Annotated in this window: 25 protein-coding genes; 11 read left to right on the forward strand and 14 right to left on the reverse strand. The window is 63.1% G+C overall.

What is annotated here, in order from left to right:
* Window positions 1-136 precede the first annotated feature (136 nt).
* The 9 genes from LOY45_RS01255 to LOY45_RS01295 all read right to left on the reverse strand — a co-directional run bounded on the left by LOY45_RS01255 (window position 137) and on the right by LOY45_RS01295 (window position 6,810).
* Window positions 137-460, reverse strand: coding sequence for a DUF3392 domain-containing protein (locus LOY45_RS01255; protein ID WP_010222202.1), 324 nt, complete (start codon window positions 458-460; stop codon window positions 137-139).
* A 9-nt stretch (window positions 461-469) separates the two neighbouring features.
* A complete protein-coding gene (gene hemW / locus LOY45_RS01260) occupies window positions 470-1,684 on the reverse strand; it encodes a radical SAM family heme chaperone HemW (protein WP_134061198.1) in 1,215 nt (404 codons plus the stop codon).
* The gene (gene rdgB / locus LOY45_RS01265; protein WP_045193965.1) at window positions 1,681-2,277 is read right to left on the reverse strand and encodes an RdgB/HAM1 family non-canonical purine NTP pyrophosphatase; all 597 of its coding nucleotides are present in this window, start codon (window positions 2,275-2,277) and stop codon (window positions 1,681-1,683) included. Before rdgB ends, hemW begins: the two co-directional genes overlap by 4 nt.
* On the reverse strand, window positions 2,274-2,708 hold the full coding sequence (locus LOY45_RS01270; protein ID WP_115089401.1) for a DUF4426 domain-containing protein: 435 nt from the start codon (window positions 2,706-2,708) through the stop codon (window positions 2,274-2,276). Before LOY45_RS01270 ends, rdgB begins: the two co-directional genes overlap by 4 nt.
* A 24-nt stretch (window positions 2,709-2,732) precedes the next feature.
* Window positions 2,733-3,353, reverse strand: a complete 621-nt coding sequence (gene metW / locus LOY45_RS01275) for a methionine biosynthesis protein MetW (RefSeq protein WP_038997652.1) — start codon at window positions 3,351-3,353, stop codon at window positions 2,733-2,735.
* 7 nt (window positions 3,354-3,360) lie between these two features.
* A complete protein-coding gene (metX, locus tag LOY45_RS01280; RefSeq protein WP_115089400.1) occupies window positions 3,361-4,500 on the reverse strand; it encodes a homoserine O-succinyltransferase MetX in 1,140 nt (379 codons plus the stop codon).
* A gap of 165 nt (window positions 4,501-4,665) precedes the next feature.
* On the reverse strand, window positions 4,666-5,256 hold the full coding sequence (locus LOY45_RS01285) for a YggT family protein (protein WP_115089399.1): 591 nt from the start codon (window positions 5,254-5,256) through the stop codon (window positions 4,666-4,668).
* 10 nt (window positions 5,257-5,266) lie between these two features.
* Complete coding sequence (gene proC / locus LOY45_RS01290; protein WP_258578646.1) at window positions 5,267-6,085, reverse strand: pyrroline-5-carboxylate reductase; 819 nt, start codon at window positions 6,083-6,085, stop codon at window positions 5,267-5,269.
* A gap of 38 nt (window positions 6,086-6,123) precedes the next feature.
* Window positions 6,124-6,810 (reverse strand): YggS family pyridoxal phosphate-dependent enzyme, encoded by a 687-nt coding sequence (locus tag LOY45_RS01295; RefSeq protein ID WP_115089397.1) that lies wholly within the window; start codon window positions 6,808-6,810, stop codon window positions 6,124-6,126.
* Window positions 6,811-6,876: 66 nt separating this feature from the next.
* On the opposite strand from LOY45_RS01295, the gene LOY45_RS01300 reads away from it, so the two are divergent.
* Entirely contained in the window at window positions 6,877-7,905 is a 1,029-nt protein-coding gene (locus LOY45_RS01300; RefSeq protein WP_258578648.1) for a type IV pilus twitching motility protein PilT, read from the forward strand.
* Here the strand turns inward: LOY45_RS01300 and LOY45_RS01305 are convergent.
* A complete protein-coding gene (locus tag LOY45_RS01305) occupies window positions 7,902-8,645 on the reverse strand; it encodes a C40 family peptidase (RefSeq protein WP_415842488.1) in 744 nt (247 codons plus the stop codon). The genes LOY45_RS01300 and LOY45_RS01305 overlap by 4 nt on opposite strands.
* 139 nt (window positions 8,646-8,784) lie before the next feature.
* Here LOY45_RS01305 and LOY45_RS01310 point away from each other — a divergent pair, with 139 nt between their 5' ends.
* A complete protein-coding gene (locus LOY45_RS01310; RefSeq protein ID WP_115089394.1) occupies window positions 8,785-9,204 on the forward strand; it encodes an NINE protein in 420 nt (139 codons plus the stop codon).
* 48 nt (window positions 9,205-9,252) lie between these two features.
* Here LOY45_RS01310 and LOY45_RS01315 read toward each other — a convergent pair whose 3' ends face one another.
* From LOY45_RS01315 to LOY45_RS01325, 3 genes are all read right to left on the reverse strand, one after another.
* The gene (locus LOY45_RS01315; RefSeq protein WP_038997644.1) at window positions 9,253-9,942 is read right to left on the reverse strand and encodes an SPOR domain-containing protein; all 690 of its coding nucleotides are present in this window, start codon (window positions 9,940-9,942) and stop codon (window positions 9,253-9,255) included.
* Between the two features lies 1 nt (window position 9,943).
* Window positions 9,944-11,680, reverse strand: coding sequence for an arginine--tRNA ligase (gene argS, locus LOY45_RS01320; RefSeq protein WP_134061199.1), 1,737 nt, complete (start codon window positions 11,678-11,680; stop codon window positions 9,944-9,946).
* 218 nt (window positions 11,681-11,898) lie between these two features.
* The gene (locus LOY45_RS01325; protein WP_115089393.1) at window positions 11,899-14,118 is read right to left on the reverse strand and encodes a primosomal protein N'; all 2,220 of its coding nucleotides are present in this window, start codon (window positions 14,116-14,118) and stop codon (window positions 11,899-11,901) included.
* Window positions 14,119-14,289: 171 nt separating this feature from the next.
* On the opposite strand from LOY45_RS01325, the gene rpmE reads away from it, so the two are divergent.
* The 3 genes from rpmE (at window position 14,290) to LOY45_RS01340 (ending at window position 16,776) form a co-directional block, all read left to right on the forward strand.
* Window positions 14,290-14,505, forward strand: a complete 216-nt coding sequence (gene rpmE / locus LOY45_RS01330; protein WP_010222223.1) for a 50S ribosomal protein L31 — start codon at window positions 14,290-14,292, stop codon at window positions 14,503-14,505.
* Window positions 14,506-14,507: 2 nt separating this feature from the next.
* A complete protein-coding gene (locus tag LOY45_RS01335) occupies window positions 14,508-15,329 on the forward strand; it encodes a thermonuclease family protein (RefSeq protein WP_258578650.1) in 822 nt (273 codons plus the stop codon).
* A gap of 178 nt (window positions 15,330-15,507) precedes the next feature.
* The gene (locus tag LOY45_RS01340) at window positions 15,508-16,776 is read left to right on the forward strand and encodes a malic enzyme-like NAD(P)-binding protein (protein ID WP_115089391.1); all 1,269 of its coding nucleotides are present in this window, start codon (window positions 15,508-15,510) and stop codon (window positions 16,774-16,776) included.
* A 186-nt stretch (window positions 16,777-16,962) separates the two neighbouring features.
* Here LOY45_RS01340 and LOY45_RS01345 read toward each other — a convergent pair whose 3' ends face one another.
* A complete protein-coding gene (locus LOY45_RS01345; RefSeq protein WP_167458922.1) occupies window positions 16,963-19,416 on the reverse strand; it encodes a penicillin-binding protein 1A in 2,454 nt (817 codons plus the stop codon).
* Window positions 19,417-19,551: 135 nt separating this feature from the next.
* On the opposite strand from LOY45_RS01345, the gene pilM reads away from it, so the two are divergent.
* From pilM to LOY45_RS01375, 6 genes are all read left to right on the forward strand, one after another.
* Window positions 19,552-20,673 carry a pilus assembly protein PilM gene (pilM, locus tag LOY45_RS01350; protein ID WP_258578652.1) on the forward strand — a complete coding sequence of 374 codons (1,122 nt, stop codon included), beginning with the start codon at window positions 19,552-19,554 and terminating at the stop codon, window positions 20,671-20,673.
* Between the two features lie 47 nt (window positions 20,674-20,720).
* Complete coding sequence (locus tag LOY45_RS01355; protein WP_258578653.1) at window positions 20,721-21,524, forward strand: pilus assembly protein PilP; 804 nt, start codon at window positions 20,721-20,723, stop codon at window positions 21,522-21,524.
* Between the two features lie 24 nt (window positions 21,525-21,548).
* On the forward strand, window positions 21,549-22,790 hold the full coding sequence (locus LOY45_RS01360) for a type IV pilus secretin PilQ (RefSeq protein ID WP_258578654.1): 1,242 nt from the start codon (window positions 21,549-21,551) through the stop codon (window positions 22,788-22,790).
* Window positions 22,791-22,794: 4 nt separating this feature from the next.
* On the forward strand, window positions 22,795-23,313 hold the full coding sequence (gene aroK, locus LOY45_RS01365) for a shikimate kinase AroK (RefSeq protein WP_115089385.1): 519 nt from the start codon (window positions 22,795-22,797) through the stop codon (window positions 23,311-23,313).
* Window positions 23,314-23,412: 99 nt separating this feature from the next.
* Window positions 23,413-24,510 (forward strand): 3-dehydroquinate synthase, encoded by a 1,098-nt coding sequence (gene aroB / locus LOY45_RS01370; RefSeq protein ID WP_258578655.1) that lies wholly within the window; start codon window positions 23,413-23,415, stop codon window positions 24,508-24,510.
* A gap of 16 nt (window positions 24,511-24,526) precedes the next feature.
* Window positions 24,527-26,131: an SPOR domain-containing protein gene (locus LOY45_RS01375; protein WP_115089380.1), complete on the forward strand. Its 1,605-nt coding sequence runs from the start codon at window positions 24,527-24,529 to the stop codon at window positions 26,129-26,131.
* Window positions 26,132-26,371 lie beyond the last annotated feature (240 nt).

Below are 26,371 nucleotides of genomic sequence, written 5' to 3' on the forward strand. Positions count from 1 at the left end.
CTTGCGGTCGATCGCCGGCAAGGCCGGCTCCCACAGGTGCTGTGATTGCCTGCAGTGTTAAATTGTCAGGAGATCTGTGTGGGAGCCGGCCTTGCCGGCGATGGGCTGCGAAGCAGCCCTGAAAGCGCCCTGATCTTCAGCGCCGATCAGCAACCACGCCAATCAACACCAGCACAATCAGCAACACCGGCGCCAACGCATAGTTGTTGAACTGCGCGAGCCCCTTCACTACCCACGGCGTGGCATAGATCAGCGCCGCACCGCTGCCGATCATCACCAACAGCGCCATGAATGGCACGCGCAAGGCGCCTGCAAGGCCGCCCAGGCGTTGTTCGACCCAGCCTTTGATGTCGGTGCCGAACAGCACCAGCAAACAGCCCACCAAGGCCAGGGAAATCTCCGACAGGTTGCTGCGACTCCAGCGGGAAACGGTCGAGAGCAGGTCGAGTACCAGGTCCATTCGCAATCCTTAGGTCAAGAAATACTGCAGCAGGTCGTTGAGGAACAACTGGCCACGCGCGGTAGCGACCAGTCGCGTCGGTTCGACCTGCAAAAGCCCTTTTTGTTCGGCTTCACGGCGCGCTGCCGCGAGCTGTTCCAGCGGCAAGCCGGTGCGCTGGCTGAACAGCTCGATCTCCACCCCTTGGGTCAGGCGCAGGGCGTTCATCAGGAACTCGAACGGCAGCTCATCCACCGGCAGCAGCTTCTCGCCGGCCTTGAAGGCCTTGGCCGGGTTCAGGTAGTCCTTGGGCAGGCGGGTCTTCCAGGTGCGCAGGATGCGCCCGTCGGGGTGGCTGAGCTTGCCGTGGGCGCCAGCGCCAATGCCGATGAAATCGCCAAAGCTCCAGTAGTTGAGGTTGTGGCGGGCGGCGCGGCCGGGCTGGGCGTAGGCCGAGACTTCGTACTGGGCGTAGCCGTGGCTGGCCAGTAGCGCCTGGCCGGCTTCCTGGATGTCCCAGAGGATGTCGTCTTCGGGCAGCAGCGGCGGCTGGTTCCAGAACACCGTGTTCGGCTCCAGGGTCAGCTGGTACCAGGACAGGTGCGTAGGGCTCAGCGCGATGGCCTGGCGCAGGTCGCCCAGGGCGTCGTCCAGCGACTGGTCGGGCAGGCCGTGCATCAGGTCGAGGTTGAAGTTGTCGAACCCGGCATTGCGCGCCATGTCGGCGGCGCGAATGGCCTCGTCACCGTTGTGGATGCGGCCCAGGGCTTCGAGCTTGGCCTGCTGGAAGCTCTGGATGCCGATCGACAGGCGATTGATGCCCAGCTGCCGGTAGGCTTTGAACTTCTCCTGCTCGAACGTTCCGGGGTTGGCTTCCAGGGTGATCTCGATGTCCCTGGCAAACGGGATGCGTTGCTCCACACCCACCAGCAAGCGGCCAAGGGCGCGGGCGCTGAACAGGCTCGGGGTGCCGCCGCCGAAGAAGATCGAGCTGATCGGGCGGCCATAAACGGCGCCCAGTTCCTGGTCCAGGTCGGCCAGCAAGGCATCGACGTAGGCTTCTTCAGGCAGCTCGGGGGTGGCGGCGTGGGAGTTGAAGTCGCAGTACGGGCATTTGCGCACGCACCAGGGGATATGGATGTACAGCGCCAGGGGCGGCAACTGCGTCAATGCCGCCCGCGGTGCTTGGGAAGAAAAGCCAGCCTCGCCCAAGTGCAGTGGCTGTGCCGGCGAACGCTTGGTCATGCCAGGCCCAGACGTTGACGCAACAGGCTCATGGCACGGGCACGGTGGCTGATCTGGTTCTTGTCGGCAGGGCTCAGCTCGGCACTGGAGCAATCGCGCTCCGGTACCCAGAACAGCGGGTCGTAGCCAAAGCCGTGTTCACCGCTGGCCTGGGTCAGGATGCGGCCGTGCCACAGCCCTTCGCAGAGAATCGGCAGTGGGTCGTCGGCATGGCGGACCAGGGCCAGGACGCAGACGAACTGGGCGCCGCGCTGTTCTTGCGGAACGTCCTTGAGCACATCGAGCAATTTGGCGTTGTTCGCTGCATCGCCTTTACCGTCGGCGTAACGTGCCGAATAGATGCCGGGCGCGCCGCCCAGGAAGTCCACGGCCAGGCCCGAGTCGTCGGCCAGCGCCGGCATGCCGGAAATGCGCGCGGCATTGCGCGCCTTGAGAATGGCGTTCTCGACGAACGACAGGCCGGTTTCTTCCGGCTCGACGCTGCTGAATTCGCCAATGGAACGCAGTTGCACGGTGTCACCGAGCATGGCCTGCAGTTCCTTGAGTTTGCCGGCGTTGTGGCTGGCCAATACGATTTGCTGAAAAGTCATCATTCGCCTGGGAAAAGCTCTTGGTTGAAGCTGATGGTTTCGGTCTTGCCGTTAACCCCAACGTTGATGGTGAAGGTACGGGTTTCCTGTTGCTCAACAGGGAACTGGGCGATGTAATAGATCGCGCCTTGTTCGGTGATCTGCTTGAACTTCAGCGGTACCGAGTTGCTGGTCAGGTCCTTGACGGTACCGTTGACCTGGGTGACCACCGGCTTGCCGGCCTTGATCACCGAGACGTTGATCACGCCCTGGTTCTTGCTGCGCACCAGTTCAGTCGCCTTGGCGGTCTCGGGCGTCAGAAAGGTGGAAATAAAGGTGCTGTAGTGCACGGTGGTATCGCCGAACACTTCTTTGCGCTCGCCCTTGATGGCATCGGCGGCAACCGCCGACAGGCTCAGGCAGGCAACCAGTAAACAGCTCAACAAGCGACCCATGATCGTTCTCCTCCGGTGTGCGGGTTAAACCGCGACCTTGTGTTCGGTAAGGCCGGGGCTGCTGACACGGTAAATGCCGATCTCACCTAGAAGATTAGGCCATAGCTTGCTCGCCCACCCGTGGCGGTGCAAATGGTCGACCGCCAGGCGGTCGAGGACCTGGGCGCGGCGTTCGCTGCACAGGGCCTCGAAGTCTTCAAAGGTGCAGAAGTGGATGTTCGGCGTGTTGTACCAGGTATACGGCATGAAGTCGGAAACCGGCATGCGGCCTTTGGTCGCCAGGTACCAGCGGCAACGCCAGTGACCGAAGTTGGGGAAGGTGATGATGCACTGGCGGCCGACGCGGAGCATTTCGTCGAGAATCCGGTCGGGGTACTCCACGGCCTGCAGGGCCTGGGTCATGACCACCACGTCGAAACTGTTGCTGGCGAAGTTGCCCAGGCCCTTGTCGAGGTCCTGCTCGATGACGTTGACGCCCTTGGCCACGCACTGGGCGATGTTGTCGGGGTCGATTTCCAGGCCGTAGCCGGCGACCTGCTTGTGGTCGCGCAGCGACGCCAGCAGTTCACCGGTACCGCAGCCGAGGTCGAGTACCCGGCTGCCGGCGGGGATCCAGTCTTGGATGATTTCCAGGTCGGCTCTCATAGGGTCCTCAGCAGACGATGCGGTTCATGTAGTTCGTGAAACCCGTGATGTAGCGCGGGGTCGGGATCAGGAAGGCATCGTGGCCATAGGGCGAGTCGATATCCAGGTAGCAGACGTTCTTGCGTGCGGCGATCAGGGCGTCGACGATCTCGCGCGAGCGCGCCGGGGAAAAGCGCCAATCGGTGGTGAACGACATCACGCAGTAGTCCGCCGTGACAGGGGCCAGGGTCGCCGCCAGGTCACCGCCGTGGCTGGCGGCCGGGTCGAAGTAGTCCAGCGCCTTGGTCATCAGCAGGTAGGTGTTGGCGTCGAAACGGCCGGAGAACTCCTCGCCTTGATAGCGCAGGTAGCTTTCGACCTGGAACTCGACGCTGTGGAAGTCGTAGTTGAGCTTGTCGCTTTTCAGCTCGCGGCCGAATTTCTCACCCATGGAGTCGTCGGACAGGTAGGTGATGTGCCCGACCATGCGCGCCAGCATCAGGCCGCGCTTGGGGATCACACCCTGGTCCTGGAACGAGCCGCCGTGGAATTCCGGGTCGGTGAGGATGGCCTGGCGCGCGACCTCGTTGAAAGCGATGTTCTGCGCCGAGAGCTTGGGTGCCGAGGCGATGTCCAGGCAGTGACGCACGCGATCCGGGTAAGTGATGGTCCACTGCAGCGCCTGCATGCCGCCCAGGCTGCCGCCAACCACCGCAGCCCATTGCTGGATGCCCAGGCGATCGGCCAGGCGCGCCTGGCTGTGCACCCAGTCTTCCACGGTCAGGACCGGGAAATCGGCGCCGTAGGGCTTGCCGGTGAGCGGGTTGATGCTGCTGGGGCCGGTGCTGCCGTTGCAGCCGCCGAGGTTGTTGAGGCTGACCACGAAGAAACGATTGGTATCGATCGGCTTGCCGGGGCCGATGCAGCTGTCCCACCAGCCCGGCTTGCGGTCGTCGGGGCTGTGGTAGCCGGCGGCATGGTGATGGCCGGACAGCGCATGACAGATCAGCACGGCGTTGCTGGCCTTGCTGTTGAGCGTGCCGTAGGTTTCGTAGATCAGTTCATAGGTGGCCAGCGAGCGACCGCAGGCCAGCGCCAGCGGCTCGCTGAACTGTGCCAGTTGCGGTGTTACCAGACCGACCGAATCTTCGGGAAAGACAGTGGACATCGACCCTGCTCACGCTTGAATGAGGCGTAAGTCTAAAGACCACCGGGGTGGGCGGCAAGCAATGTGCCAAGGCTTGAAAAACATCGCTGGCAAGCCAGCTCCCACAGGTTGTTGAGAACCTTGTGGGAGCTGGCTTGCCAGCGATAGGGGCGCTGCGGTTACCGATCAGACCAGCAGACGCAGAATCTCCGGCATCCCGCTCATCGCCGCCAGGTTGTTGATCACCAGCATGTCGATCAGTTTGAGCGCCATGAACGCCAGGATCGGCGAGATATCCAGGCCGCCCAGGTTCGGCAGGATACGGCGGAACGGCGCGAGGAACGGATCGCAGATCTGGTTGATCAGCTCGGCGCCCGGGTTATGGCTGCCCGGCGCGACCCACGAGAGGATCACGCTGATGATCAGGGCGAAGAAGAAAATCTTCAAAAACAGCGAGGTCACGCCAATGATCGACCAGACCAGCAGTTGCAGCGGGTTGCCAGTGGTGCCGTAGGCCAGCAGCAGGGTCAGGCCCATCACCAGCAGTTGGATGATGATCGCCAGCAGCAGCGACGACATGTCCAGGCCGAACAGGCTCGGGATCACCCGGCGCATAGGCTTGAGCAGCGGTTGGGTGGCGCGTACGGCGAACTGGCTGAGCGGGTTGTAGAAGTCCGCGCGCACCAGTTGCAGGACAAAGCGCAGGACCACGATCAGCAGGTACAGGCTGCCGAGGGTCTGCAGCACATAGATTGCAGCGGTGTTCAATCCGATCATCTTCGGCTCCTTAGTTGCCCAGTTGTTCGGCCATTTCGGCCGAGCGGTGCGCAGCGGCACCCAGCGCCTGTTCCACCAGCGCTTCGAATCCATTGGCCTGGAACGACTTGATCGCCGCTTCCGTGGTGCCGGCCGGCGAGGTTACCCGGCGGCGCAGTTCGGCGGCGTCGACATCGCTGTTGACGGCCATGTGTGCCGCGCCCAGGGCGGTTTGCAGGGTCAGCTTGGCGGCGGTTTCCCGTGGCAGGCCGAGTTTTTCGCCGGCGGCGGTCATGGCCTCGATCAGCAGGAAGAAGTACGCCGGGCCACTGCCGGACACGGCAGTCACCGCATCGAGCTGTTGTTCGGTGTCCAGCCACAGGGCGATGCCCACGGCCGACAGCAGTTGCTCGGCCTGCTGGCGCTGGGCCGGCGAAACCTGGGCGGTGGCAAACAGGCCGCTGACGCCTTGGCGCAGCAGCGCCGGGGTGTTGGGCATGCAACGCACGATCGGTTGGGTGCCGAGCCAGTTGTTCATGCTCGCGCAGGTGATCCCGGCGGCAATCGAGACCACCAGCTGCTCGGGCTTGAGGCTGAGTTTGAGGGCTTCGCACACGGCTTTCATCGCCTGTGGCTTGACCGCCAGGACCACCACATCGGCACCTTCGATGGCCTGGGCGTTGTCAGCGAACATCTCGATGCCGTGCTCGGCATGGATTTTCGCCCGCTGCTCGGCGCCCGGATCGCTGGCGCGGATCTGCGAAGCTTCCAGGCCCTGGGCACGCAGGCCGCCGATCAGGCTGGCAGCCATGTTGCCGGCGCCGATAAAGGCAATACGAGTCTTGCTCATGTCAGGTCCTTGATAGGGAAATAGGGAAAAAGCATGGGTCAGGGCTGGCCGTAGTCGCGGGCACCGAACAGCGCGGTGCCGATACGCACCCAGGTCGCGCCCTGGGCAATCGCGGCTTCCAGGTCATGGCTCATGCCCATGGACAGGGTGTCGAGTTCCAGGCCAAGGCTCGCCTGCAACTGGCGAACCCGGGCGAAGGCAGCTAGTTGCGCGGTCTCGTCGTCGGTTGGCTCGGGAATCGCCATCAACCCGCGCAGGCGCAGGCGTGGCAGCGCGGCAATGGCGCTGGCCAGGGCCGGCAGCTCCTCGGGAGTGCAGCCGGACTTGCTCGCTTCGCCACTGACGTTGACCTGCAGGCAGATGTTCAGCGCTGCAAGGTGCTCGGGGCGTTGCTCGGACAGGCGTTGGGCGATTTTCAGGCGGTCCACGGAATGTACCCAGTCAAAGTGCTCGGCAATTGCACGAGTCTTGTTCGACTGAATGGGGCCGATGAAGTGCCAGGTCAAGGGCAGGTCGGTCAATTCGCCCTGTTTGTTCAGGGCTTCCTGCAGGTAGTTCTCACCGACATCGCGGACCCCGGCGGCGAAGGCTTCGCGCACGGCAGCGGCGGGTTTGGTCTTGCTCACGGCCAGCAGCTGGACGGCCGAAGGCTCGCGCCCGGCGGCCAGCGCGGCGGCACGGATACGTGCGGCGAGCGTGGAAAGGTTGTCTGCTATGGTGGACATTGATCGATGCCAGCGGCTCTTTGGGTCTGCGGCATTCTACCTGCTTGGCGGCCTTTGGGGAGTCTCATGGATGTGACTGAACTGCTGGCGCTGGCAGTGCGGGCCGGTGCTTCCGACCTGCACCTGGCGGCGGGCGAGGTGCCGGCGCTGCGTCTTGAGGGGCGTTTGCGGCCGATGGAGCTGGCGCTGCTGACGCCGGACCACATGGCTGAAATGCTCGGTCAGATCATGTCCGAGGCGCAGCAAAAGGATTTTGAAACACATCTGGATATCGACTTTGCCTTTGCCGTGCCAGCATTGGCGCGCTTTCGGGTCAATGCATTCCAGCAACTGCACGGTGCCGCTGCGGTGCTGCGGGTGATTCCGGCGCAGGTCAGCAGCCTGGCTGACCTCGGTCTCGGGGATGTATTTCGGCAGATTGCCGAGCTGTCGGGCGGGCTGGTGCTGGTCACCGGGCCCACCGGCTCGGGCAAATCAACTACCCTGGCGGCCCTGGTCGATCACCTGAGCCGCGAGCGGCCGCTGCATATAGTCACCCTCGAGGACCCCATCGAGTTTATCCACAGCTCGCAGCGCAGCCGGATCAGCCAGCGCGAGATCGGCCGGCACAGCCATGGCTTCGCCCAGGCCTTGCGTGCCGCGTTACGCCAGGACCCGGATGTGATCATGCTCGGTGAGCTACGCGACCCGCAGACCATTCGCCTGGCCCTGACTGCGGCGGAAACCGGGCATCTGGTGCTGGCCACGGTGCATACCGGCTCGGCGGCGAAAACCATCGATCGCCTGGTGGATGTATTTGCCGCCGAAGAGAAGCAACTGGTGCGCGCGATGCTGGCGGAGTCGCTGCAGGCGGTGGTGTCGCAGGTGTTGGTCGAGCGTGTTGGTGGCGGGCGGGTGGCGGCCCACGAGATCCTGCTGGCGACGCCTGCGGTGCGCAACCTGGTCCGAGAGGGCAAGGTGGCGCAGTTGTATTCGGCGCTACAGACAGGCGGGGCGCAGGGTATGCAGACCCTGGACGGTTGCCTGCAGGGCCTGGTGCGGCGAGGGCTGGTCAGCCCAGATAGCGCCCGTGAGCGGGCGCCGGGGCGATTCTAGCGCTTGGCCAGGGCCAGTTGCTGGCTTTTTGGCAATACGCGTTTGGCAACAACGTAACGGCTTTTCCAGTACGGCTTGTCAAGGGTGTCGATGCTGACCCGCTTGCCGGTGCGCGGCGCATGGATGAAGCGGTCGTTGCCCAGGTAAATGGCCACATGGTTGACCCGGCGGCTCTTGATGTTGAAGAAGATCAGGTCGCCGGGCTTGAGGTCGTTGCGATCGACCTTGATGCCGTGGCCGCTGGCCATGGCGTTGGACGTGCGTGGCAGGTCGACTTCATCGATGTCGTTGAAGGCGTACTTGACCAGGCCGCTGCAGTCAAAGCCCTTGCTTGGGCTGCTGCCGCCCCAGCGGTACGGGGTGCCGAGCACGTTGACCGCACGGCTGAGCACATCGCTGCTCTGCTGTGGCGACATGGCAGCGGCGACCGGCAGCGGCCTGCTCGAACGGGCACTGCGCTTGGAGCTGTGCTGGACTTGGTTGCTGCTGACGTTCTTGTGTGGACGCACAGCAGTGGAATTGGAGGTGTACCCGGAGAAACCGTTGGGTAACCGTTGCTCACGATTGGTGGCGTGGGCAGCCAGTGGCAATAATAGGCAGATGGTCAGCCATGTCTTGAAAAAAGGACGCATAGGCAGGGCTCTAGGTGGGTTGGCGCGCAACTTTATAACAGCTTTTTGATCAAATTTTGATCCGTTGGTCGATTCCGGGCTGCGCCAGAAACCGGCAAAAGCGGCGATTGGCCTGCATTGGAAAGGCGCGGGCCAGACAGGATAGGGGTTTGCGGCGGGAGGGATGGCAAATGACCACACGTCGGGTTGCCACAGAAAAGTCACATTTTTCTTTAGAAAATTTATCGATAACCCACAGGGGCTATGAATGAACAGTTATCAACAGGGCGGTCCGTTACACGACACTCACAGCAAAGTGATCGGCTATCTGCTGTGGATTTTCGGCTTCACCGGGGCGCACCGCTTCTACTACGGCAAGCCAGTCACCGGTACCCTCTGGTTCTGCACCCTGGGCCTGCTCGGCATCGGCTGGTTGATCGACCTGTTCCTGATTCCGGCAATGGACCGCGAGGCTGACCTGCGCTTTCAGCCTGGTCCTCTGGACTACAGCCTGGCGTGGATCCTGCTGACCTTCCTGGGGATATTTGGCGTGCACCGCATGTACCAGGGCAAGTGGATTACTGGCCTGATCTACCTGTGCACCGGCGGGCTGTTTCTGGTCGGGGTGCTGTATGACTTCTGGACGCTCAATACCCAGGTGTCACTGGCCAACGCCCAGCGGCGTTAAAGCCTGAGGCCTTGTCGCAGCGCTCTGCGACAAGGCCTTGGGGCGGGGTTACTGGCGGGTCTGGCGCTGTTGCAGCAGCAGGTTGCTGAAGCCGCTGCCGGCCAGTTGCTTCTGCGCCACGGTCAGCTGTTCACGGTTGCTGAACGGGCCGACCAGCACGCGGTACCAGGTTTCTTCCTTCACCGTACCGGACTCCACCTTGACCGCCTGGCCGAGCAGGATGATCTGCGCGCGGACCTTGTCGGCATCGGCCTGCTTGCGGAACGAACCGGCCTGCAGGAAGAACTGGGTGGTGGCCGCCGGCTTGATCACCGGTGGTGCTGGCGGTGGCGTCTGCCCCATCAGCGCTGCCTGGGCGCGGGCGGTGTCGATCTTCGCCGCTTCCGCCGGGGTGACCGGAGGTTGCGCCGGCACCGGCGGGGTTTTCTCCGGTACCGCTTCAGGCGGCACGATCACTTCCGATTCCGGCAGCAGGGTATAGAAGTCGTACTTCGGCTTCACCGGCTGCTGCGGGCTGGGTGCGGTCTTGTTGGCTTCGGCGACCTTCTCGGCCTTCTGTTGCTCGGGCTTGGTACGCTTGACCTCGCCGTTGCCCGGCTCGAGCTTCATCAGGAAAACGACAAAGGCGCCCACCGACAGGCCGATTGCCAGCCACAGCCAGCCCGGGATCGGTTGCTTGGCAGGTGCCTGATAGCGGCTGGCGCCGCGCTTGGGTGCAGGTTTTTTCTTGGCAGCCAACTTACATGCGCTCCAGGGTTTCCAGGCCGAGCAGTTCCAGACCTTGCTTGAGGGTACGACCGGTCAGGGCCGCCAGACGCAGGCGGCTCTGCTGCTGTTCAGGGGTGTCGGCGCCGAGGATCGGGCAGTTCTCGTAGAAGCTGGAGAACAGGCCAGCAACGTCGTACAGGTAGGCGCACAGCACGTGCGGGGTACCTTTTTCGGCAACGTTGTTGAGGATCTCGCCGAACTGCGCCAGGCGTGCAGCCAGGTCCTGCTCCTGTGGCGCTTGCAGGATGATCTGGCCGTCGACTTCGTCGAAGCTCTTGCCCAGCTTGCGGAACACACCGGCAACGCGGGTGTAGGCGTACAGCAGGTAAGGCGCGGTGTTGCCTTCGAAATTGAGCATCAGTTCGAAGTTGAAGCTGTAGTCGCTGGTGCGGTGCTTGGACAGGTCGGCGTACTTCACCGCGCCAATCCCGACGACTTCGCCAATGGCGCGCAGGTCGGCCTCGGGCAGCTCAGGGTTTTTCTCCTTGACCAGGGCGTAGGCACGTTCCTTGGCTTCGGTGAGCAGGTCGATCAGCTTCACCGTGCCGCCGTCGCGGGTCTTGAACGGACGGCCGTCGGCGCCGTTCATGGTGCCAAAGCCCATGTGTTCCATGTGCATCGGGTGGCCGACGAAACCGGCGCGGCGGGCCACTTCGAACACCTGGTTGAAGTGCAGGGCCTGGCGCTGGTCGACGAAGTACAGGGCGCGGTCAGCCTTGAGTACGTTGCTGCGGTAGCGCACGGCAGCGAGGTCGGTGGTGGCATACAGGTAGCCGCCGTCGGCTTTCTGCACGATGACCGGCAATGGCTCGCCTTCGGCGGTCTTGAACTCTTCAAGGAACACGCACTGGGCGCCCTTGCTTTCGACCAGCAGGCCCTTGGCCTTGAGGTCGTTGACGACATTGGCCAGGTCATCGTTGTAGGCGCTTTCGCCCATGACGTCAGCCATGGTCAGTTTGACGTTGAGCAGCTCGTAGGTCTTCTGGCAGTGCGACAGCGAGATGTCCTTGAAGCGAGTCCACAGCTTCAGGCATTCCGGGTCGCCGGCTTGCAGCTTGACCACCAGGCCACGGGCACGGTCGGCGAACTCTTCGGATTCGTCGAAGCGCTTTTTCGCCGCGCGGTAGAAGTTTTCCAGGTCCGACAGCTCGTCGCTGGTGATCGGGTTTTCCTGCAGATAGGCCATCAGCATGCCGAACTGGGTGCCCCAGTCGCCAACGTGGTTCTGACGGATCACGTCATCGCCGAGGAACTCCAGCACGCGCGACACGGCGTCACCGATGATGGTCGAGCGCAGGTGGCCGACGTGCATCTCCTTGGCCAGGTTCGGTGCCGACAGGTCGACTACCACCTTCTGCTGCGGGCCGGCTTTCTTCACGCCAAGCTTGGCGTCGGCCAGGGCAGCATCCAGGCGCGAAGCCAGGGCCTGGGTGTTCTGGAAGAAGTTGAGGAAGCCTGGGCCGGCAATCTCGACCTTGCTGACCTGCTCGTCGGCAGGCAGCGCGGCGATGAGCTTCTCGGCCAGGTCGCGCGGCTTCATGCCGGCCGGCTTGGCCAGCATCATCGCGATGTTGCTGGCGAAGTCGCCGTGGGTCTTGTCCCGGGCGTTCTCCACCTGGATCGCCGGCGTCAGCCCTTCAGGCAGCACACCGTCGGTGACGAGTTGGGTGAGGGCTTGCTGGATCAGCTGGCGAATGGTGTCTTTCATGGGCTTCTCTTTCGACCGCAAGCGCGGCGGCGCTTCGATGCGCAGGTGGAAAAACTGGACATTATCCGTTGCCGGGGCGAGGTTGCCAACCTTTGGGGCGTTCTGTTCGGCCCTCATCGCTGGCAAGCCAGCTCCCACAGGAGTCTCTGGGGATTTTCAATTGTGCAGTCACTGTAGACATTGTGGGAGCTGGCTTGCCAGCGATGGGGCCATCTCTGTCAGTACAAATCCACCGGATCGACATCCAGCGACCAACGCACCTGCCGCCCGGACGGCATCTGCTCCAACACTAGCAACCAGGCGCTGATCAGTCGATGCAAAGGTGCCCGGGCATTGGCCTGGAGCAACAATTGCGCACGAAACCGCCCGGCACGGCGCTCCATGGGTGCCGGTACCGGGCCGAGCAGCTCGATACCGTGCAAGTTCTGTTCGGCCAGCAACTGCTCGGCGGCGCTGCAGGCTTCATCGAGAAAACCCTCGGCTTGCCCTGGCTTGTGCGCTTCAGCGCGCAGCAGGGCCAGGTGCGCGAAAGGCGGCAAACCGGCGGCGCGGCGCTCGCTCAAGGCCTGTTCGGCAAAGGCGAAGTAGCCTTGTTCGGTCAGTTGCACCAACAAAGGATGGTCGGCCAGGTGGGTCTGGATGATCACCTTGCCCGGCTCTTCGGCGCGCCCGGCCCGGCCGGCGACCTGGACGATCATCTGCGCCATGCGCTCGCTGGCGCGAAAATCGCCGGAGAACAGTCCGCCGTCGGCATCGAGGATCGACACCAGGGTCACCCGCGGAAAGTGATGCCCCTTGGCGAGCATCTGGGTGCCGACCAGGATGCACGGCTGGCCGCGCTGGATGGTGGCGAACAACTGGTTCATCGCATCCTTGCGCGAGGTGCTGTCGCGGTCAACGCGCAGTACCGGGTAATCCGGAAAGAGAATGCTCAGGCGCTCTTCGGCGCGCTCGGTACCGGCGCCGACCGGGCGCAGGTCGACCTTGTTGCACTGCGGGCACTGGCGCGGCACCCGCTCGTCATAGCCGCAGTGGTGGCAGCGCAGCTCGTTGGAGCGCTGGTGCACGGTCATCCGTGCATCGCAGCGCGGGCATTCGGACATCCAGCCGCAGTCATGGCACAGCAGTGTCGGGGCAAAGCCGCGGCGGTTGAGGAACACCAGTACTTGCTGGCCGGCAGCCAGGGTCTGGCCAATGGCTTGCTGCATCGGACCGCTGATGCCGCTGTCCAGCGGCCGGCTTTTTACATCCAGGCGCAAGAAGCGTGGCTGCTGGGCGCCGCCAGCGCGCTGGTGCAGGTGCAGCAGGCCGTAGCGGCCGCTGTGGGCGTTGTGCAGGCTCTCCAGCGAAGGCGTGGCCGAGCCCAGCAGGATCGGGATGTTCTCCTGGCGCGCGCGTACCAGCGCCAGGTCGCGGGCGTGGTAGCGCAGGCCTTCCTGCTGTTTGTACGAGCCGTCGTGCTCTTCATCGATGATGATCAGCCCCGGGTTTTTCATCGGTGTGAACAGTGCCGAACGGGTGCCGATGATGATGTCGGCTTCACCGTCACGGGCGGCCAGCCAGGCATCCAGGCGCTCGCGGTCGTTGACCGCCGAGTGCAGCAAGGCGATGCGCGCGTTGAAACGCTGCTCGAAGCGCGCCAGGGTTTGCGGCCCGAGGTTGATCTCCGGGATCAGGATCAGCGCTTGCTTGCCGGCTTCCAGGGTTTCGCGGATCAACTGCAGGTAGACCTCGGTCTTGCCGCTGCCGGTGACCCCGGCCAATAAAAAGGCATGAAAGCTGTCAAAGCCCGAACGCACGGCGTTGAAGGCAGCGCGCTGCTCGTCGTTCAGTGGCAGCTCCGGCTGCGCCAGCCAGTGTTCGTGACGCTCCTGGGGCAGGTGGCGGCGTACTTCAACCTGAACCAGCTCCTTGGCCAGCAGCAGGTCGAGGCTGTCCTTGCTCAGCATCAGTTTGCTCAGCAGTGTGTGGGCCACGCCGTGGGGGTGCTGCGCCAGGGTCGCCAGGGCTTCGCGTTGCCGTGGCGCGCGGGTGATGCGCGGGTCGTCCAGGCGTGCCCCCGGGGCCACTTGCCAGAATCGCTCCTGGCGCGCCTCGGCCGGCTCGCCCTGGCGCAGCAGCACCGGCAGCGCCCAGCTAAGGGTGTCGCCGAGGCTGTGCTGATAATACTGCGCGGTCCACAGGCACAACTTGAACAGTGCCGGCGGCAGTGGCGACACCGGGTCGAGCAGGGCAATGGCCGGCTTCAGCTTGTCGGCCGGTACCTCGCTGGTTTCGCTGATTTCGATGAGGATGCCGATCATCTCGCGTCGACCGAACGGTACGCGAATACGCATGCCCGGGGTCAGTGCCTGGCGCGCCATGCTCGCCGGTGCCCTGTAGTCGAACAGCCGCCGCAGGGGCGAGGGCAGGGCAAGGCGTAGAATGACGTCGGACACGCGAAAGGTTCTCTGCAGGGGAATTCCAGGGTCCGGCGAGCCTAGCAGACGACCGCCGGTGTAAGCGACAACTTGCGTTGGCTGTTTGCTCTGGTATTATTCCGACCCTATTTTGCGTGCGGTATTCAACAATGGTGTTGAGTGGCGGCACGTCAGCACTGAGGAAACACCATGAAAGCCGATATCCATCCGGTATACGAAGCTGTAGAAGTTACCTGCAGCTGCGGTAACAAATTCGAAACTCGTTCGACTCTGGCCAAGGCCCTGCCGATCGACGTTTGCAACCTCTGCCACCCGTTCTACACCGGTAAGCAGAAGGTCCTGGACACCGGCGGCCGCGTACAGAAGTTCGCCGATCGCTTCGGCATGTTCGGTGCCAAGAAGTAAGATTGCGCGAAGCTGGCCCCATGGGTTTGGCATTGCTGCTGAAAAAGGCGTCCCTCGCGGGCGCCTTTTTTATGGGCGCGATTTGGCAGTTGCCGGCCCTGGCGTTCTGCACGGCACCCGTCGATGCGCAGGTCGTCAGCGTGCGTCAGGTGGTCGACGGCGATACCTTGCGTCTGAATGATGGTCGCAGCGTTCGCTTGATCGGCATCAATGCACCGGAAATCGGTCGCAAGGGTCGCACCAGTGAAGCCTTCGCCGAGGCCGCACGCCAACGCTTGCAGGCCCTGGTCAAGGCCAGTGGCGGCCAGGTTGGCCTGGTTCCCGGGGTCGAGGCGCGGGACAAATACGGCCGCACTCTGGCGCATGTCTACGGCCGCTCTGGCGACAATTTCGAAGCACAACTGCTCAGTGAAGGCCTTGGCTACCGGGTTGCGGTGGCGCCAAACGTCTCACTGACAGTCTGCCAGGAGCAGGCCGAGCGCGCCGCTCGTCAGGCCGGCAAGGGCCTGTGGCGGCAATCGCCACAGACCCCGGCAAGCGAGTTGCGCCAGTCTGGCTTTGCACTGATAAGTGGAAAGGTGATGGATATCGAGCGCAATCGCGGTGGTATCTGGATCGAAATTGACGATTCTCTGGTGCTCCAGGTGCCGGCGCGCCTGCAGCGCAATTTCCCCTCTTCCTTCTTTACTGATCTGAAAGGTCGGCACATCGAAGCCCGCGGTTGGGTGCTGGATCGTTCCCGCAAAGGTGGTCTGAAGCCTGGTCAGCAGCGCTGGTTGCTACCGCTGACCGATCCTTCGATGCTGGAAAGGGTCGAAAGATAAAAAATTGTCTACATTTTTAATTTCGATTGTACACATCGAAACCCTTGCAGACTGCGGCTCTTGGCGGAAAGTCGTAGGTTAAAGGCCTTGACACAAGTGACCGACCAGTCTTGTCGGCCCTTTGCTCTTTGCGTATCCTCGGCGGTCCGTCAGAACAGTAAATAGCGGAATGCCCACCATGTCAGATCTGAAAACCGCCGCTCTCGAATATCATGCTCAGCCTCGTCCGGGGAAACTGAGCGTCGAGCTCACCAAACCTACCGCGACTGCTCGCGACCTGGCGCTGGCCTATAGCCCAGGCGTTGCTGAGCCGGTACGCGAAATTGCTCGCGATGCAGAGCTGGCGTACAAGTACACCGGCAAGGGCAATCTGGTAGCAGTCATTTCCGACGGCACCGCCATCCTCGGCCTGGGTAACCTCGGCCCACTGGCGTCCAAGCCGGTCATGGAAGGCAAGGGCGTTCTGTTCAAGCGTTTCGCCGGTATCGACGTGTTCGACATCGAAGTCGACTCCGAGAGCCCGCAGGCCTTCATCGACACCGTCAAGCGCATTTCCATCACCTTCGGCGGCATCAACCTCGAAGACATCAAGGCGCCAGAGTGCTTTGAAATCGAGCGCGCGCTGATCGAACAGTGCGACATCCCGGTATTCCACGATGACCAGCACGGCACCGCGATCGTTACCGCCGCCGGCATGATCAACGCCCTGGAAATCGCTGGCAAAAACCTGGCCGACGCCAAGATCGTCTGCCTGGGCGCCGGTGCTGCCGCCATCTCCTGCATGAAACTGCTGGTGAGCATGGGCGCACAGATCGAGAACATCTTCATGGTTGACCGTACTGGCGTGATCCACGCTGGCCGTGACGACCTGAACCAGTACAAGGCAGTGTTCGCCCACGCTACCGACAAGCGCACCCTGGCTGATGCCCTGCAAGGCGCTGACGTGTTCGTCGGCCTGTCCGGTCCGAACCTGCTGAGCGCTGAAGGCCTGAAGTCGATGGCGCCGAACCCGATCGTGTTCGCCTGCTCCAACCCTGACCCAGAGATCTCCCCGGAGCTGGCTCACGCCACCCGTGATGACGTGATCATGGCCACCGGTCGTTCCGACTACCCGAACCAGGTCAACAACGTACTGGGCTTCCCGTTCATTTTCCGCGGTGCCCTGGACGTTCGCGCCAAGCGCATCAACGAAGAAATGAAGATCGCCGCCGCCAACGCCCTGAAAGACCTGGCCAAGCTGCCAGTGCCGAAGGAAGTTTGCGCAGCCTACGGCGTCGACGCCCTGGAATTTGGCCGTGAGTACATCATTCCGAAGCCAATGGATGCCCGTCTGATCACCGTCGTTTCCGATGCCGTGGCCAAGGCCGCAATCGAGACTGGCGTAGCGACCCTGCCGTATCCGAAGAACTACCCGCTGAAAAGCGTGGATGACGTGTTCAACGGCTAAGCTGTTGTAGCGTTGTAACCAAAAGCCCCGGCTCGCGAGAGTCGGGGCTTTTTTGTGGGGGATCGTCTGTGGGTGGGTGTTGGCGTCATCGCTGGCAAGGCCAGCTCCCACAGGTTCAGCGTATGCAGCGCGATTGTGGGAGCCGGCGTTGCCGGCGATGGGCTGGCGAAGCAGCCCCATTGGCCATCAGAACAGGTCGATCGGTGCCGCTTCGTCCGCTGGCAGCGGGCTGCCTGGCGCACTGCCGTTGCCCAGCTCATTGACCGACGGTGGCGTATCTTCGGCCTTGAACAGTTCGAAGTAGGCATTCGGTGTACCCGGTGCCGCTGCCCGGCCACTGACCGGGTCGACGCGCAGGCTGAGGATGCCTTCCGGCTCGGCCGGGGCATGGTTGGGTTTGTCCTTGAGCGCGGCGCCCATGTAGCTCATCCAGATCGGCAGCGCCACCGTGCCGCCATACTCGCGGCGGCCAAGGGTTTCCGGCTGGTCGAAACCAGTCCACACCGTGGTTACGTAATCGGCGTTGTAGCCGGAGAACCAGGCGTCCTTGGACTCGTTGGTGGTGCCGGTCTTGCCGGCCAGGTCAGTACGGCCCAGGGCCAGGGCGCGGCGCCCGGTGCCGCGCTTGATCACGTCCTGGAGCATGCTGGTGAGGATGTAGCTGGTGCGACCGTCGATGATGCGCTCGGCCACGGCCGGCGGTTGAGCGATGGCAGCAGGTTCGTTGCTGGTGACGGTACTTAGGCCTTCACCTGGCAGTTGGGTGCTGATTGCCTGCTCTGGTGCGGCGATGCCGGCTTCGACCTGCTCGGCTTGCGGCACACGTGGCGGGTTGGCGGTGAACAGGGTCTCGCCGTTGCGGCTTTCGATGCGCTCGATCAGGTACGGGCTGATCTTGTAGCCGCCGTTGGCAAAGGAGCTCCAGCCGGTGGCGATTTCCATCGGCGTCAGGGTTGCGGTGCCCAGGGCCAGGGACAGGTTGGGCGGCAGGTCCTGCTTGTTGAAGCCGAACTTGCTGATGTAGTCGATGGTCGAGCTGACACCCATGGCCTGCAGCAGGCGGATCGATACCAGGTTGCGCGACTTGTACAGCGCCTCGCGCATGCGGATCGGGCCGAGGAAGGTGTTGGTGTCGTTCTTCGGCCGCCAGACCTTGTCCAGGTACTCGTCGACGAACACGATCGGCGCGTCGTTGACCAGGCTGGCGGCGGTGTAGCCGTTGTCCAGCGCGGCGCTGTACACGAATGGCTTGAAGCTCGAACCTGGTTGGCGCTTGGCCTGCATGGCGCGGTTGTAGTTGCTCTGTTCGAACGAGAAACCGCCGACCAGGGCGCGGATCGCGCCGCTGTTCGGGTCCAGCGATACCAGTGCGCTCTGCGCCCCTGGCACCTGGCTGAACTTGAGGCTGCCGTCGTCCAGGCGCTGTACGCGAATCAGGTCACCGACCTGGGCAACGTCCGAGGGTTGCTGCGGCGCACGGCCCTGGCTGTTGGTGTTGAGGAACGGGCGGGCCCACTTCATGGTGTCCCAGGCTACGCTCTCCTGATTGCCGGCGCGGGTCAGCACCTGCAGGCCGGCTTTGCTGACTTCGGTGACGATCACCGGTTCCAGGCCGCCCAGCGGGCGTTGCTTGCTCAGTTCCTGCACCCAAGCGTCGCGGGTCTTGCCCGGGAAGCGCGACTCGGGGCCACGGTAACCATGGCGCTCGTCGTAGGCCGTCAGGCCGTTGAGTACGGCTTTGTTGGCGATTTCCTGCAGGTCGCTCGGCACCGTGGTGGTGACGCGGAAGCCTTCGGTGTAGGCATCGCTGCCGTAGCGGCCGACCATTTCAGCGCGGGCCATTTCGGCGATGTAAGGGGCGTTAACTTCTGGAGTCGGTACGTGGTAGCTGGCGTTGATCGGCTCGGCCAGGGCCGCCTGGTAGCTGGCTTCGTCGATCTTGCCGAGCTTGTACATGCGCCCCAGGATCCAGTCGCGGCGCTCTTTGGCGCGCACCGGGTTGGCCAGCGGGTTGAAGCGCGACGGTGCTTTCGGCAGGCCGGCGATCATCGCCATCTGCGCCAGGCTCACATCGCGGATCGATTTGCCGTAGTACACCTGCGCTGCGGCCTCGATGCCGTAGGCGCGGTTGCCCAGGTAAATCTTGTTGACGTACAGCTCGAGGATCTCGTCCTTGGTCAGTTCGCGTTCGATCTGCAGGGCCAGGAGAATCTCGTTGGTCTTGCGCGAGAAGCTGCGTTCGCTGCTGAGGAAGAAGTTCTTCGCCACCTGCATGGTGATGGTGCTGCCGCCGGTCTGGATATGCCCGGACTTGAGCAATTGTGTTGCAGCACGCATCAGGCTGCTGGGGTCGACGCCGTAGTGATTGGCGAAATTGTCGTCTTCGGCCGACAGCAAAGCCTGGATGAAATGCGGCGGAATGTCGGCGAAACGGATGGGCGAGCGGCGCATTTCGCCGAACTCGGCGATCAGCTTGCCGTCGCTGCTGTAGACCCGCAAAGGGATCTGCAACTGGATGCTTCTGAGGGCCTCTACCGAGGGCAAGCTGGGGCTAAGATACAGAAATGCGCCGCTCAGACCGAGCACGAGCGCGCAGATGACTGCGACGAAAGACCACCAGAAGAACTTCAGCAGGCGTATCAAGGCTTTTGGGCGTCCAGATAGAAGAATGGGTTGCGCGCGGGGCCAGCGGACAAAGGATAAACGCTGGGCATTATAAGCATTTTTCAACTCGCCGCGTTACGCGCGCGGCTGTCGTCAGCAAGGAAAAAACCAATGCTTGGACGCTTCGGCATGGATGCCGGTTCACTCCTGGGGATAGAAATTGCCCCGCCGTCTATCCGACTGGTGCAGTTGCACCGACGCAAAGGCGCCTGGCACGTGCGGGCCTGGGCGCTTGAGCCGCTGCCTGCAGGGGCCATGCTGGACGGCTGGATTGCCGACCCCGAAGTGGTCGGCCAGGCCTTGAAACGCGCGCTGCAGCGCAGTGGTAGCCGCTGTCGGCAGGCCGCTGTGGCATTGCCGGCCACGCGGGCCATCAGCAAATTGATGACGCTGCCGACAGGCCTGAGCGATGCCGAAGTCGCTGCACAGGTGCGCGGTGCCGCCGAGCAGTTCATCCCCTTTGACCTTGAAGACACCGCTCTGGATTACCGGGTGCTGGAGCCGCCTGCCGGCGATGCTGTGAGCGTGCAGGTGGCTGTTGCGGCCTGCCATCGCGGGTTGCTGGATGTGCTGGAGGGCACCTTTGAAGTCGCAGGGCTGAGCGCCAGGGTGCTGGAGGTTGATAGCCATGCATTGCAGCGTGCGACCACTGACGATGCGGCAACGCTGCAGATCGACGCCGATCTTTCCCACGAGGCATCGAGCCTGACCGTTGCCTGCGGCCTGGCCATGCGGGGTGTGCGGCTAAACCTGTTGCCATGGCGCGAGCGCCGCCATCAACTGCGTATTCGAAGGTTTCAGGCAGGCTGTGCCGGTGTTGTGCTGCTGGCGGCTGTTGCCACCGGGGTTGTTGATTACCATTTTCGGGGCGTGTTGCAGGAACAGGCGTTGAGTCAGGCCGCGCTCAAACAGGGCGGTGGGCAGCGGGAGCCTGAGGCCTTGTTGCATGAACTGCGTCAGTTGGAGGGCTTGCAGGCCGGTCGCTATTTCGCCGTGGATTTGCTCGAGCAGGTCGAGCGGGCCATGCCCGACGGACTGTACCTCACCGCCCTGAGCCAGGAGCCGACTGCGCTAAGGCTTGCCGGGATGGCTCAGTCGGCTTCAGCGGTTGCGCAGCTGGCAGACAGCCTTTCGTCTTCACCCTTGATCAGTTCTGCCGAATTACAGCAGTTGAGTGCAGTCGAGGAAGGCCATGCGTTCGAGCTGGTCGCAGCCCTGAAGGTTGCGCCTTGAGCTTCTGGGGTCGGGTAGCACGGTGCGTCTGGCCTGTGCAGGTTGTGATGCTGACAGGGTTGCTGGCACTGCTGGCGGGCTTGGCTTACACCCTGCATTTGCGGCCGTTGATGACGCAGGCAGCCGAAGTGGCCGATCAATCGCCGCGCGAGGGTGCAGGCAGCGTCGAGCAGGCCGCAGCAGTGCGCAGCCGACTGCAACAAGCCCGCTGGCAATTGTCGGTGGGGAGTGACGAGCCTGCGGTGTTCGAAACCCTGTCCCGCCTGGCCGAGGCCCATGAGGTGGCCATCGAACAGTTGCAGGTACTCGAAGCGTCGTCCGCGGAGCACTACCTTGAACTCCCCCTGCAACTGCGTCTGCGTGGCGCCTTTTCGGCCCTCGCCGCGTTCTTTGCTGACCTGGCCGGGCAATCGCGGCTGGTGACCTTGCATGGCCTTTCGCTCAAGCCGGCCGATGCGGGGCTTATGCACATGGAGCTGCAAGCCCGGTCCTATCGTCAGCACTCGCTGCATGCCTTGGCAGAGGGCCTGCAGCCGTCGCTTCCCGAGCGACGAGCAGTCACTGTGCTGCGCGATCCCTTTGCGCCTTCTGCTCTGCAGCCGCATGCCGATGGGTTGCAGCGCCTGGCGCTGGAGCGGATAGAGATGGTCGGTAGCCTGGCCAGTCGCGGAGTCCGCTACGCGCTGATTCAGGCCGATGGCCGGGTGCATCGGCTGCAGGTCGGCGACCGGCTGGGCCGTGATCAGGGGCAGGTTGTCGAGGTCGGCGAGCGCCAGATCGAAGTCATCGAGCAGGTTTTTGTCGCCGGCCAAGGCTGGCAAGCGCGGCGGCGAATACTCGCCCTGCGATGAAGGTGCTGACCAGGGAGGTCATCGATGGGCAAGGGAGGTGTTGTTGCCGCGCTGATAGGGAGCTGCCTGTCTGCCGGTGCGTTTGCGGGGAAGCAGCTGTACGGCGGTGAGCCGCTGTCGTTGAATTTCCAGGATGTCGAGGTACGCACGGTGTTGCAGGTGCTGGCTGACTTTTCTGGGGTCAACCTGGTGGCCAGTGATGCGGTGCAGGGCAAGGTGACTTTGCGTTTGCAGGATGTGCCCTGGGATCACGCGTTGGACCTGGTGCTGCGCAGCAAGGGCCTGGAGCAACGCAAGGACGGTAATGTGCTGTTGGTCGCGCCGCTTGCCGAGCTGGCCGGATCAGTGCCGGCACGGCGCGAGCTGATCCCGATTCACCACGCCAAGGCCACTGATATTGCCGAGCTTTTCCATGCCCTGATGGCCCATGAGGCCGGGGGCGCCAGCCACGGCTCGCTGAGTGTCGACGAGCGCACCAACACCCTGGTCGCCAGCCAGCCGCCGGAGCGCCTGGAAGAGCTGCGCAGGCTGATCGGCGAACTGGACGTGCCGGTTCGTCAGGTGATGATCGAAGCACGCATCGTCGAGGCCAATGTCGATTTCGAGAAGAGTCTTGGGGTGCGCTGGGGTGGGGCTGTGCAGGTGGGCAAGGGCTTGAGCCTTGGCAGCGCCGAGACTTTTGTCGACCTCGGTGTCGATCGGGCGGCGGCTAGCATCGGGGTTGGCCTGGTGCGCAATAACGTATTGCTCGATCTGGAACTCAGCGCCATGGAAAAGACCGGCAACGGCGAAGTCATCTCCCAGCCCAAGGTGGTTACCGCCGACAAGGAAACCGCGCGGATCCTCAAGGGCACCGAAGTGCCGTACCAGGAAACCAGCGGCAGCGGTGCCACGTCCGTGACCTTCCGCGAGGCGTCGCTGTCTCTTGAGGTGACCCCGCAGATTACCCCGGACAACCGGGTGATCATGGCGGTCAAGGTGACCAAGGACGAGCCCGACTACCTCAATGCCCTTGATCACGTGCCGGCGATCCGCAAGAACGAGGTCAACGCCAAGGTACGCATCAATGATGGCGAGACCATCGTGATCGGCGGCGTGTACTCGACGGTGCAAAGTAAAGTTGTCGACAAGGTGCCATTTTTCGGCGATGTGCCGTATGTTGGGCGGCTGTTTCGTCGCGATGTTCTACAAGAGAAAAAATCCGAGCTGCTGGTCTTCTTGACTCCGCGTATCATGAGTGACCAGGCGATTGCTGTGAGTCGTTGATTCTGTGCGAAATTTGATACTTGTGGGGCCGATGGGTGCTGGCAAAAGCACCATCGGCCGCCTGCTGGCCAAAGAGCTGCGCCTGCCGTTCAAGGATTCCGACAAGGAAATTGAATTGCGCACCGGCGCCAATATCCCGTGGATCTTCGATAAGGAAGGCGAGCCGGGCTTTCGTGACCGCGAGCAGGCGATGATCGCCGAGCTTTGCGCGTTAGATGGCGTGGTGCTGGCTACCGGTGGTGGCGCGGTGATGCGCGATGCCAACCGCCAGTCCCTGCATGCCGGCGGGCGGGTGGTGTACCTGCACGCCTCGGTCGAGCAGCAGGTCGGGCGCACCTCGCGTGATCGCAACCGGCCGTTGCTGCGCACGGCCAACCCGGAGGCGACCTTGCGCGCGCTGCTGGAGGTTCGCGACCCGCTTTACCGCGAGATTGCCGATCTGGTGGTGGAAACCGACGAACGGCCGCCGCGGATGGTGGTGCAGGATATTCTCGAGCGCTTGCAGAAGTTGCCGCCCCGTTAAGCCAGGACTATCCTCGGCGACCAGTCATGCCGTGACAGGGCACACCGTTATCGCGCGGTTCGAGCCATCGATGCCGCGCCTAGTTCATTGTGGGGACACATGCAGACACTAAAGGTCGAATTGGGCGAACGTAGCTACCCGATCTACATTGGCGAAGGCCTGCTGGATCAGCCTGAACTGCTGGCGCCGCATATCGCTGGCCGGCAGGTCGCCATCGTGTCCAACGAGACTGTCGCGCCCCTCTATCTCGAACGTCTGCGCAAGACCCTGGGTGCCTATTCGGTGCTGCCGGTGGTGTTGCCGGATGGTGAGGCTTACAAGAACTGGGAAACCCTGCAGCTGATCTTCGATGCGCTGCTGACTGCCCGCCACGACCGCCGTACTACCGTGGTCGCGCTTGGCGGCGGGGTGATCGGCGACATGGCCGGCTTTGCCGCTGCCTGCTACCAGCGCGGCGTGGATTTCATCCAGGTGCCGACGACCTTGCTGTCCCAGGTCGATTCGTCGGTGGGTGGCAAGACCGGTATCAACCACCCGCTGGGCAAGAACATGGTCGGTGCCTTCTATCAGCCCAACGCGGTGCTGATCGACACCCGCAGCCTCAATTCCCTGCCACCGCGCGAGCTGTCGGCGGGCCTGGCCGAAGTGATCAAGTACGGCCTGATCTGTGACGAACCGTTTCTTGGCTGGCTCGAAGAGCACATGCAGGCCCTGCGCGGCCTCGACCAGGCGGCGCTGACTGAAGCCATCCGCCGTTCCTGCGCGGCCAAGGCCGCGGTGGTTGGCGCCGATGAACGCGAGTCGGGCGTGCGCGCCACCCTGAACCTGGGCCACACGTTTGGCCACGCCATCGAGACCCACATGGGCTATGGTGTGTGGCTTCACGGTGAGGCCGTCGCTGCTGGCACCGTAATGGCCCTGGAGATGTCCATGCGCCTGGGCTGGATCAGCCAGCAGGAGCGTGACCGTGGTATCCGTCTGTTCCAGGATGCAGGCTTGCCGGTTGTGCCGCCGGCACAGATGTCCCCGGCGCAGTTCATGGAACACATGGCAGTAGATAAAAAGGTACTCGACGGTCGTCTGCGTCTGGTCCTGCTGCGCCGCATGGGCGAAGCGGTGGTCACCGACGACTATCCAAAAGAGATTCTTCAGGCCACGCTGGCCGCGGATTACCGCGCGATCGTGGCCCAGCTTTGAGGTTGATGAGCGTCCGATGACTAGTTTGCATGCCGACGAGGCCTTTCTCGGCCATTACCAGTTGAACCACGACCCCTTCGCTGCACGGGTGCCGGGTTTCAAATTCTTCCCTGCCCAGCGCAAGCCGGTGCTCGGTCAACTGCACCACCTGGCCCGTTACAGCCAGTTGCTGCTGGTGGTCACCGGCCCTCAAGGCAGTGGCAAGACCCTGCTGCGCCAGGCCCTGGTGGCCAGCACCAACAAGCAATCGGTGCAGAGCGTGGTGGTTTCCGCCCGTGGCGCCAGCGATGCCGCCAGCCTGCTCGCCCAGGTTGCCCAGTCGCTGGGCGTGGCCCAGGCTGAAGTTCCGGACATTCTTGCCCAGGTGGTGCAACTGGCACTGACCGGGCAGGAAGTCTATCTGCTGGTGGACGATGCGGAACAACTTGGCGAGTCGGCACTCCAAGCCTTGCTGGAGTTGGCGGCGGGCACTCCGGAAGGGCGTCCGCATGTCTTCCTGTTTGGCGAGCCGTCACTGATCGCCGGGCTGGAAGAGCTCAATGCCGAGCAAGAGCGGTTTCACGTCATCGAGCTTGAGCCCTACAGCGAAGAAGAAACCCGTGAATACCTCGAGCAGCGCCTGGAAGGTGCCGGGCGGGGCATCGAGGTGTTCAGCAGTGAGCAGATCGTTGATATTCACCAAAACTCTGACGGCTGGCCTGGGGCAATCAACCAGGTCGCCCGCGATACCTTGATCGAAGCCATGATCGCCAGCCGCACAACGGCGAAGCGACCATCAATGGGGTTCAATATGCCGAAGAAACATGTGCTGGCGTTGTCTGCAGTCGTTGTGGTCGCCGTCGCGGCCGCCGTGCTGATGCCGAAGAAGGGTGACCAGGCGCCTACTGCCCCTGCCGAGCAGGCGCAACTGCCACTGGGCGAAGGTCAGCCAGGCAATGCCCAGTCGAACAATGGCGGCCCGGCGATCGAATTCGCCGGCAACTCGCAGCCGATGCCCCTGCCGCTGGTAGGCCAGTCGCAACCAGTCATGCGTGGCCCGCTGGCCGAGTCCACCGGCATGGGTGAAGGCGAAGAATCCACGCCGGCTGGCGAAACCGCTCTGCAACCGCCGACCGTCACCACGATTGCACCGCCAGCGGGTGTCGCCGCTGGCCCGGCGCCAACGCCAGCACAGCCTGTTGCTGCGGCACAGCCGGTTGCACCTGTGCAGCAGCCGGTAGCGCCAGTTGCCAGCAAGCCGGTTGCACCGGTGGCCAAGCCTGCGCCAACCCAGGTTGCAACCGCCAAGCCTGCGCCTAAACCTGCAGAGAAGCCGGCGGCCAAGCCTGCGGCCGGTGGTAGCTGGTATGCCGGGCAGAAGCCGGGCAATTATGTCGTGCAAATCCTCGGTACCAGCTCCGAAGCGTCGGCCCAGGCCTTCGTCAAGGCTCAAGGTGGCGACTATCGCTACTTCAAGAAAACCCTGCAGGGCAAGCCACTGTACGTCATCACTTACGGCAACTTTGCCAGCCGTGATGCCGCTCTGGCTGCAATCAAGGCCTTGCCAGCCAAGGTCCAGGCTGGTAAACCTTGGCCACGTACCGTCGCCAGCGTCCAACAAGAACTGGCCTCGACCCGCTGATATAGCCTGGTGGCACTACCCCCGCCACCTGCTGAGCGACTCCTGAACATCGGTCAAGCCTGCTGCGTACTGCGCGGCAGGCTTTTCTGTCCCAGACTGCCGGCCACAAGCCCATCTTGCAGTCCAGGCTGAAACGCTTCAGACTCAAGCCATGCCGTTACCACGGCGCACGCTTAAAAACATTCAAAAACGCGACATGGATTTACGGCAATTCGTCGTAAATTTGTGGGCTTCCCTGTC

Source organism: Pseudomonas wadenswilerensis, assembly GCF_024749185.1.
Classification (GTDB): domain Bacteria; phylum Pseudomonadota; class Gammaproteobacteria; order Pseudomonadales; family Pseudomonadaceae; genus Aquipseudomonas; species Aquipseudomonas wadenswilerensis.

Excerpts from the sequence above, each read along its gene's own strand:
- LOY45_RS01255 (WP_010222202.1), bottom strand. The coding sequence starts at position 460 with ATGGACCTGGTACTCGACCTGCTCTCGACCGTTTCCCGCTGGAGTCGC.
- hemW (WP_134061198.1), bottom strand. The coding sequence starts at position 1,684 with ATGACCAAGCGTTCGCCGGCACAGCCACTGCACTTGGGCGAGGCTGGC.
- rdgB (WP_045193965.1), bottom strand. The coding sequence starts at position 2,277 with ATGATGACTTTTCAGCAAATCGTATTGGCCAGCCACAACGCCGGCAAA.
- LOY45_RS01270 (WP_115089401.1), bottom strand. The coding sequence starts at position 2,708 with ATGGGTCGCTTGTTGAGCTGTTTACTGGTTGCCTGCCTGAGCCTGTCG.
- metW (WP_038997652.1), bottom strand. The coding sequence starts at position 3,353 with ATGAGAGCCGACCTGGAAATCATCCAAGACTGGATCCCCGCCGGCAGC.
- metX (WP_115089400.1), bottom strand. The coding sequence starts at position 4,500 with ATGTCCACTGTCTTTCCCGAAGATTCGGTCGGTCTGGTAACACCGCAA.
- LOY45_RS01285 (WP_115089399.1), bottom strand. The coding sequence starts at position 5,256 with ATGATCGGATTGAACACCGCTGCAATCTATGTGCTGCAGACCCTCGGC.
- proC (WP_258578646.1), bottom strand. The coding sequence starts at position 6,085 with ATGAGCAAGACTCGTATTGCCTTTATCGGCGCCGGCAACATGGCTGCC.
- LOY45_RS01295 (WP_115089397.1), bottom strand. The coding sequence starts at position 6,810 with ATGTCCACCATAGCAGACAACCTTTCCACGCTCGCCGCACGTATCCGT.
- LOY45_RS01300 (WP_258578648.1), top strand. The coding sequence starts at position 6,877 with ATGGATGTGACTGAACTGCTGGCGCTGGCAGTGCGGGCCGGTGCTTCC.
- LOY45_RS01310 (WP_115089394.1), top strand. The coding sequence starts at position 8,785 with ATGAACAGTTATCAACAGGGCGGTCCGTTACACGACACTCACAGCAAA.
- argS (WP_134061199.1), bottom strand. The coding sequence starts at position 11,680 with ATGAAAGACACCATTCGCCAGCTGATCCAGCAAGCCCTCACCCAACTC.
- rpmE (WP_010222223.1), top strand. The coding sequence starts at position 14,290 with ATGAAAGCCGATATCCATCCGGTATACGAAGCTGTAGAAGTTACCTGC.
- LOY45_RS01340 (WP_115089391.1), top strand. The coding sequence starts at position 15,508 with ATGTCAGATCTGAAAACCGCCGCTCTCGAATATCATGCTCAGCCTCGT.
- pilM (WP_258578652.1), top strand. The coding sequence starts at position 19,552 with ATGCTTGGACGCTTCGGCATGGATGCCGGTTCACTCCTGGGGATAGAA.
- LOY45_RS01355 (WP_258578653.1), top strand. The coding sequence starts at position 20,721 with ATGCTGACAGGGTTGCTGGCACTGCTGGCGGGCTTGGCTTACACCCTG.
- LOY45_RS01360 (WP_258578654.1), top strand. The coding sequence starts at position 21,549 with ATGGGCAAGGGAGGTGTTGTTGCCGCGCTGATAGGGAGCTGCCTGTCT.
- aroB (WP_258578655.1), top strand. The coding sequence starts at position 23,413 with ATGCAGACACTAAAGGTCGAATTGGGCGAACGTAGCTACCCGATCTAC.
- LOY45_RS01375 (WP_115089380.1), top strand. The coding sequence starts at position 24,527 with ATGACTAGTTTGCATGCCGACGAGGCCTTTCTCGGCCATTACCAGTTG.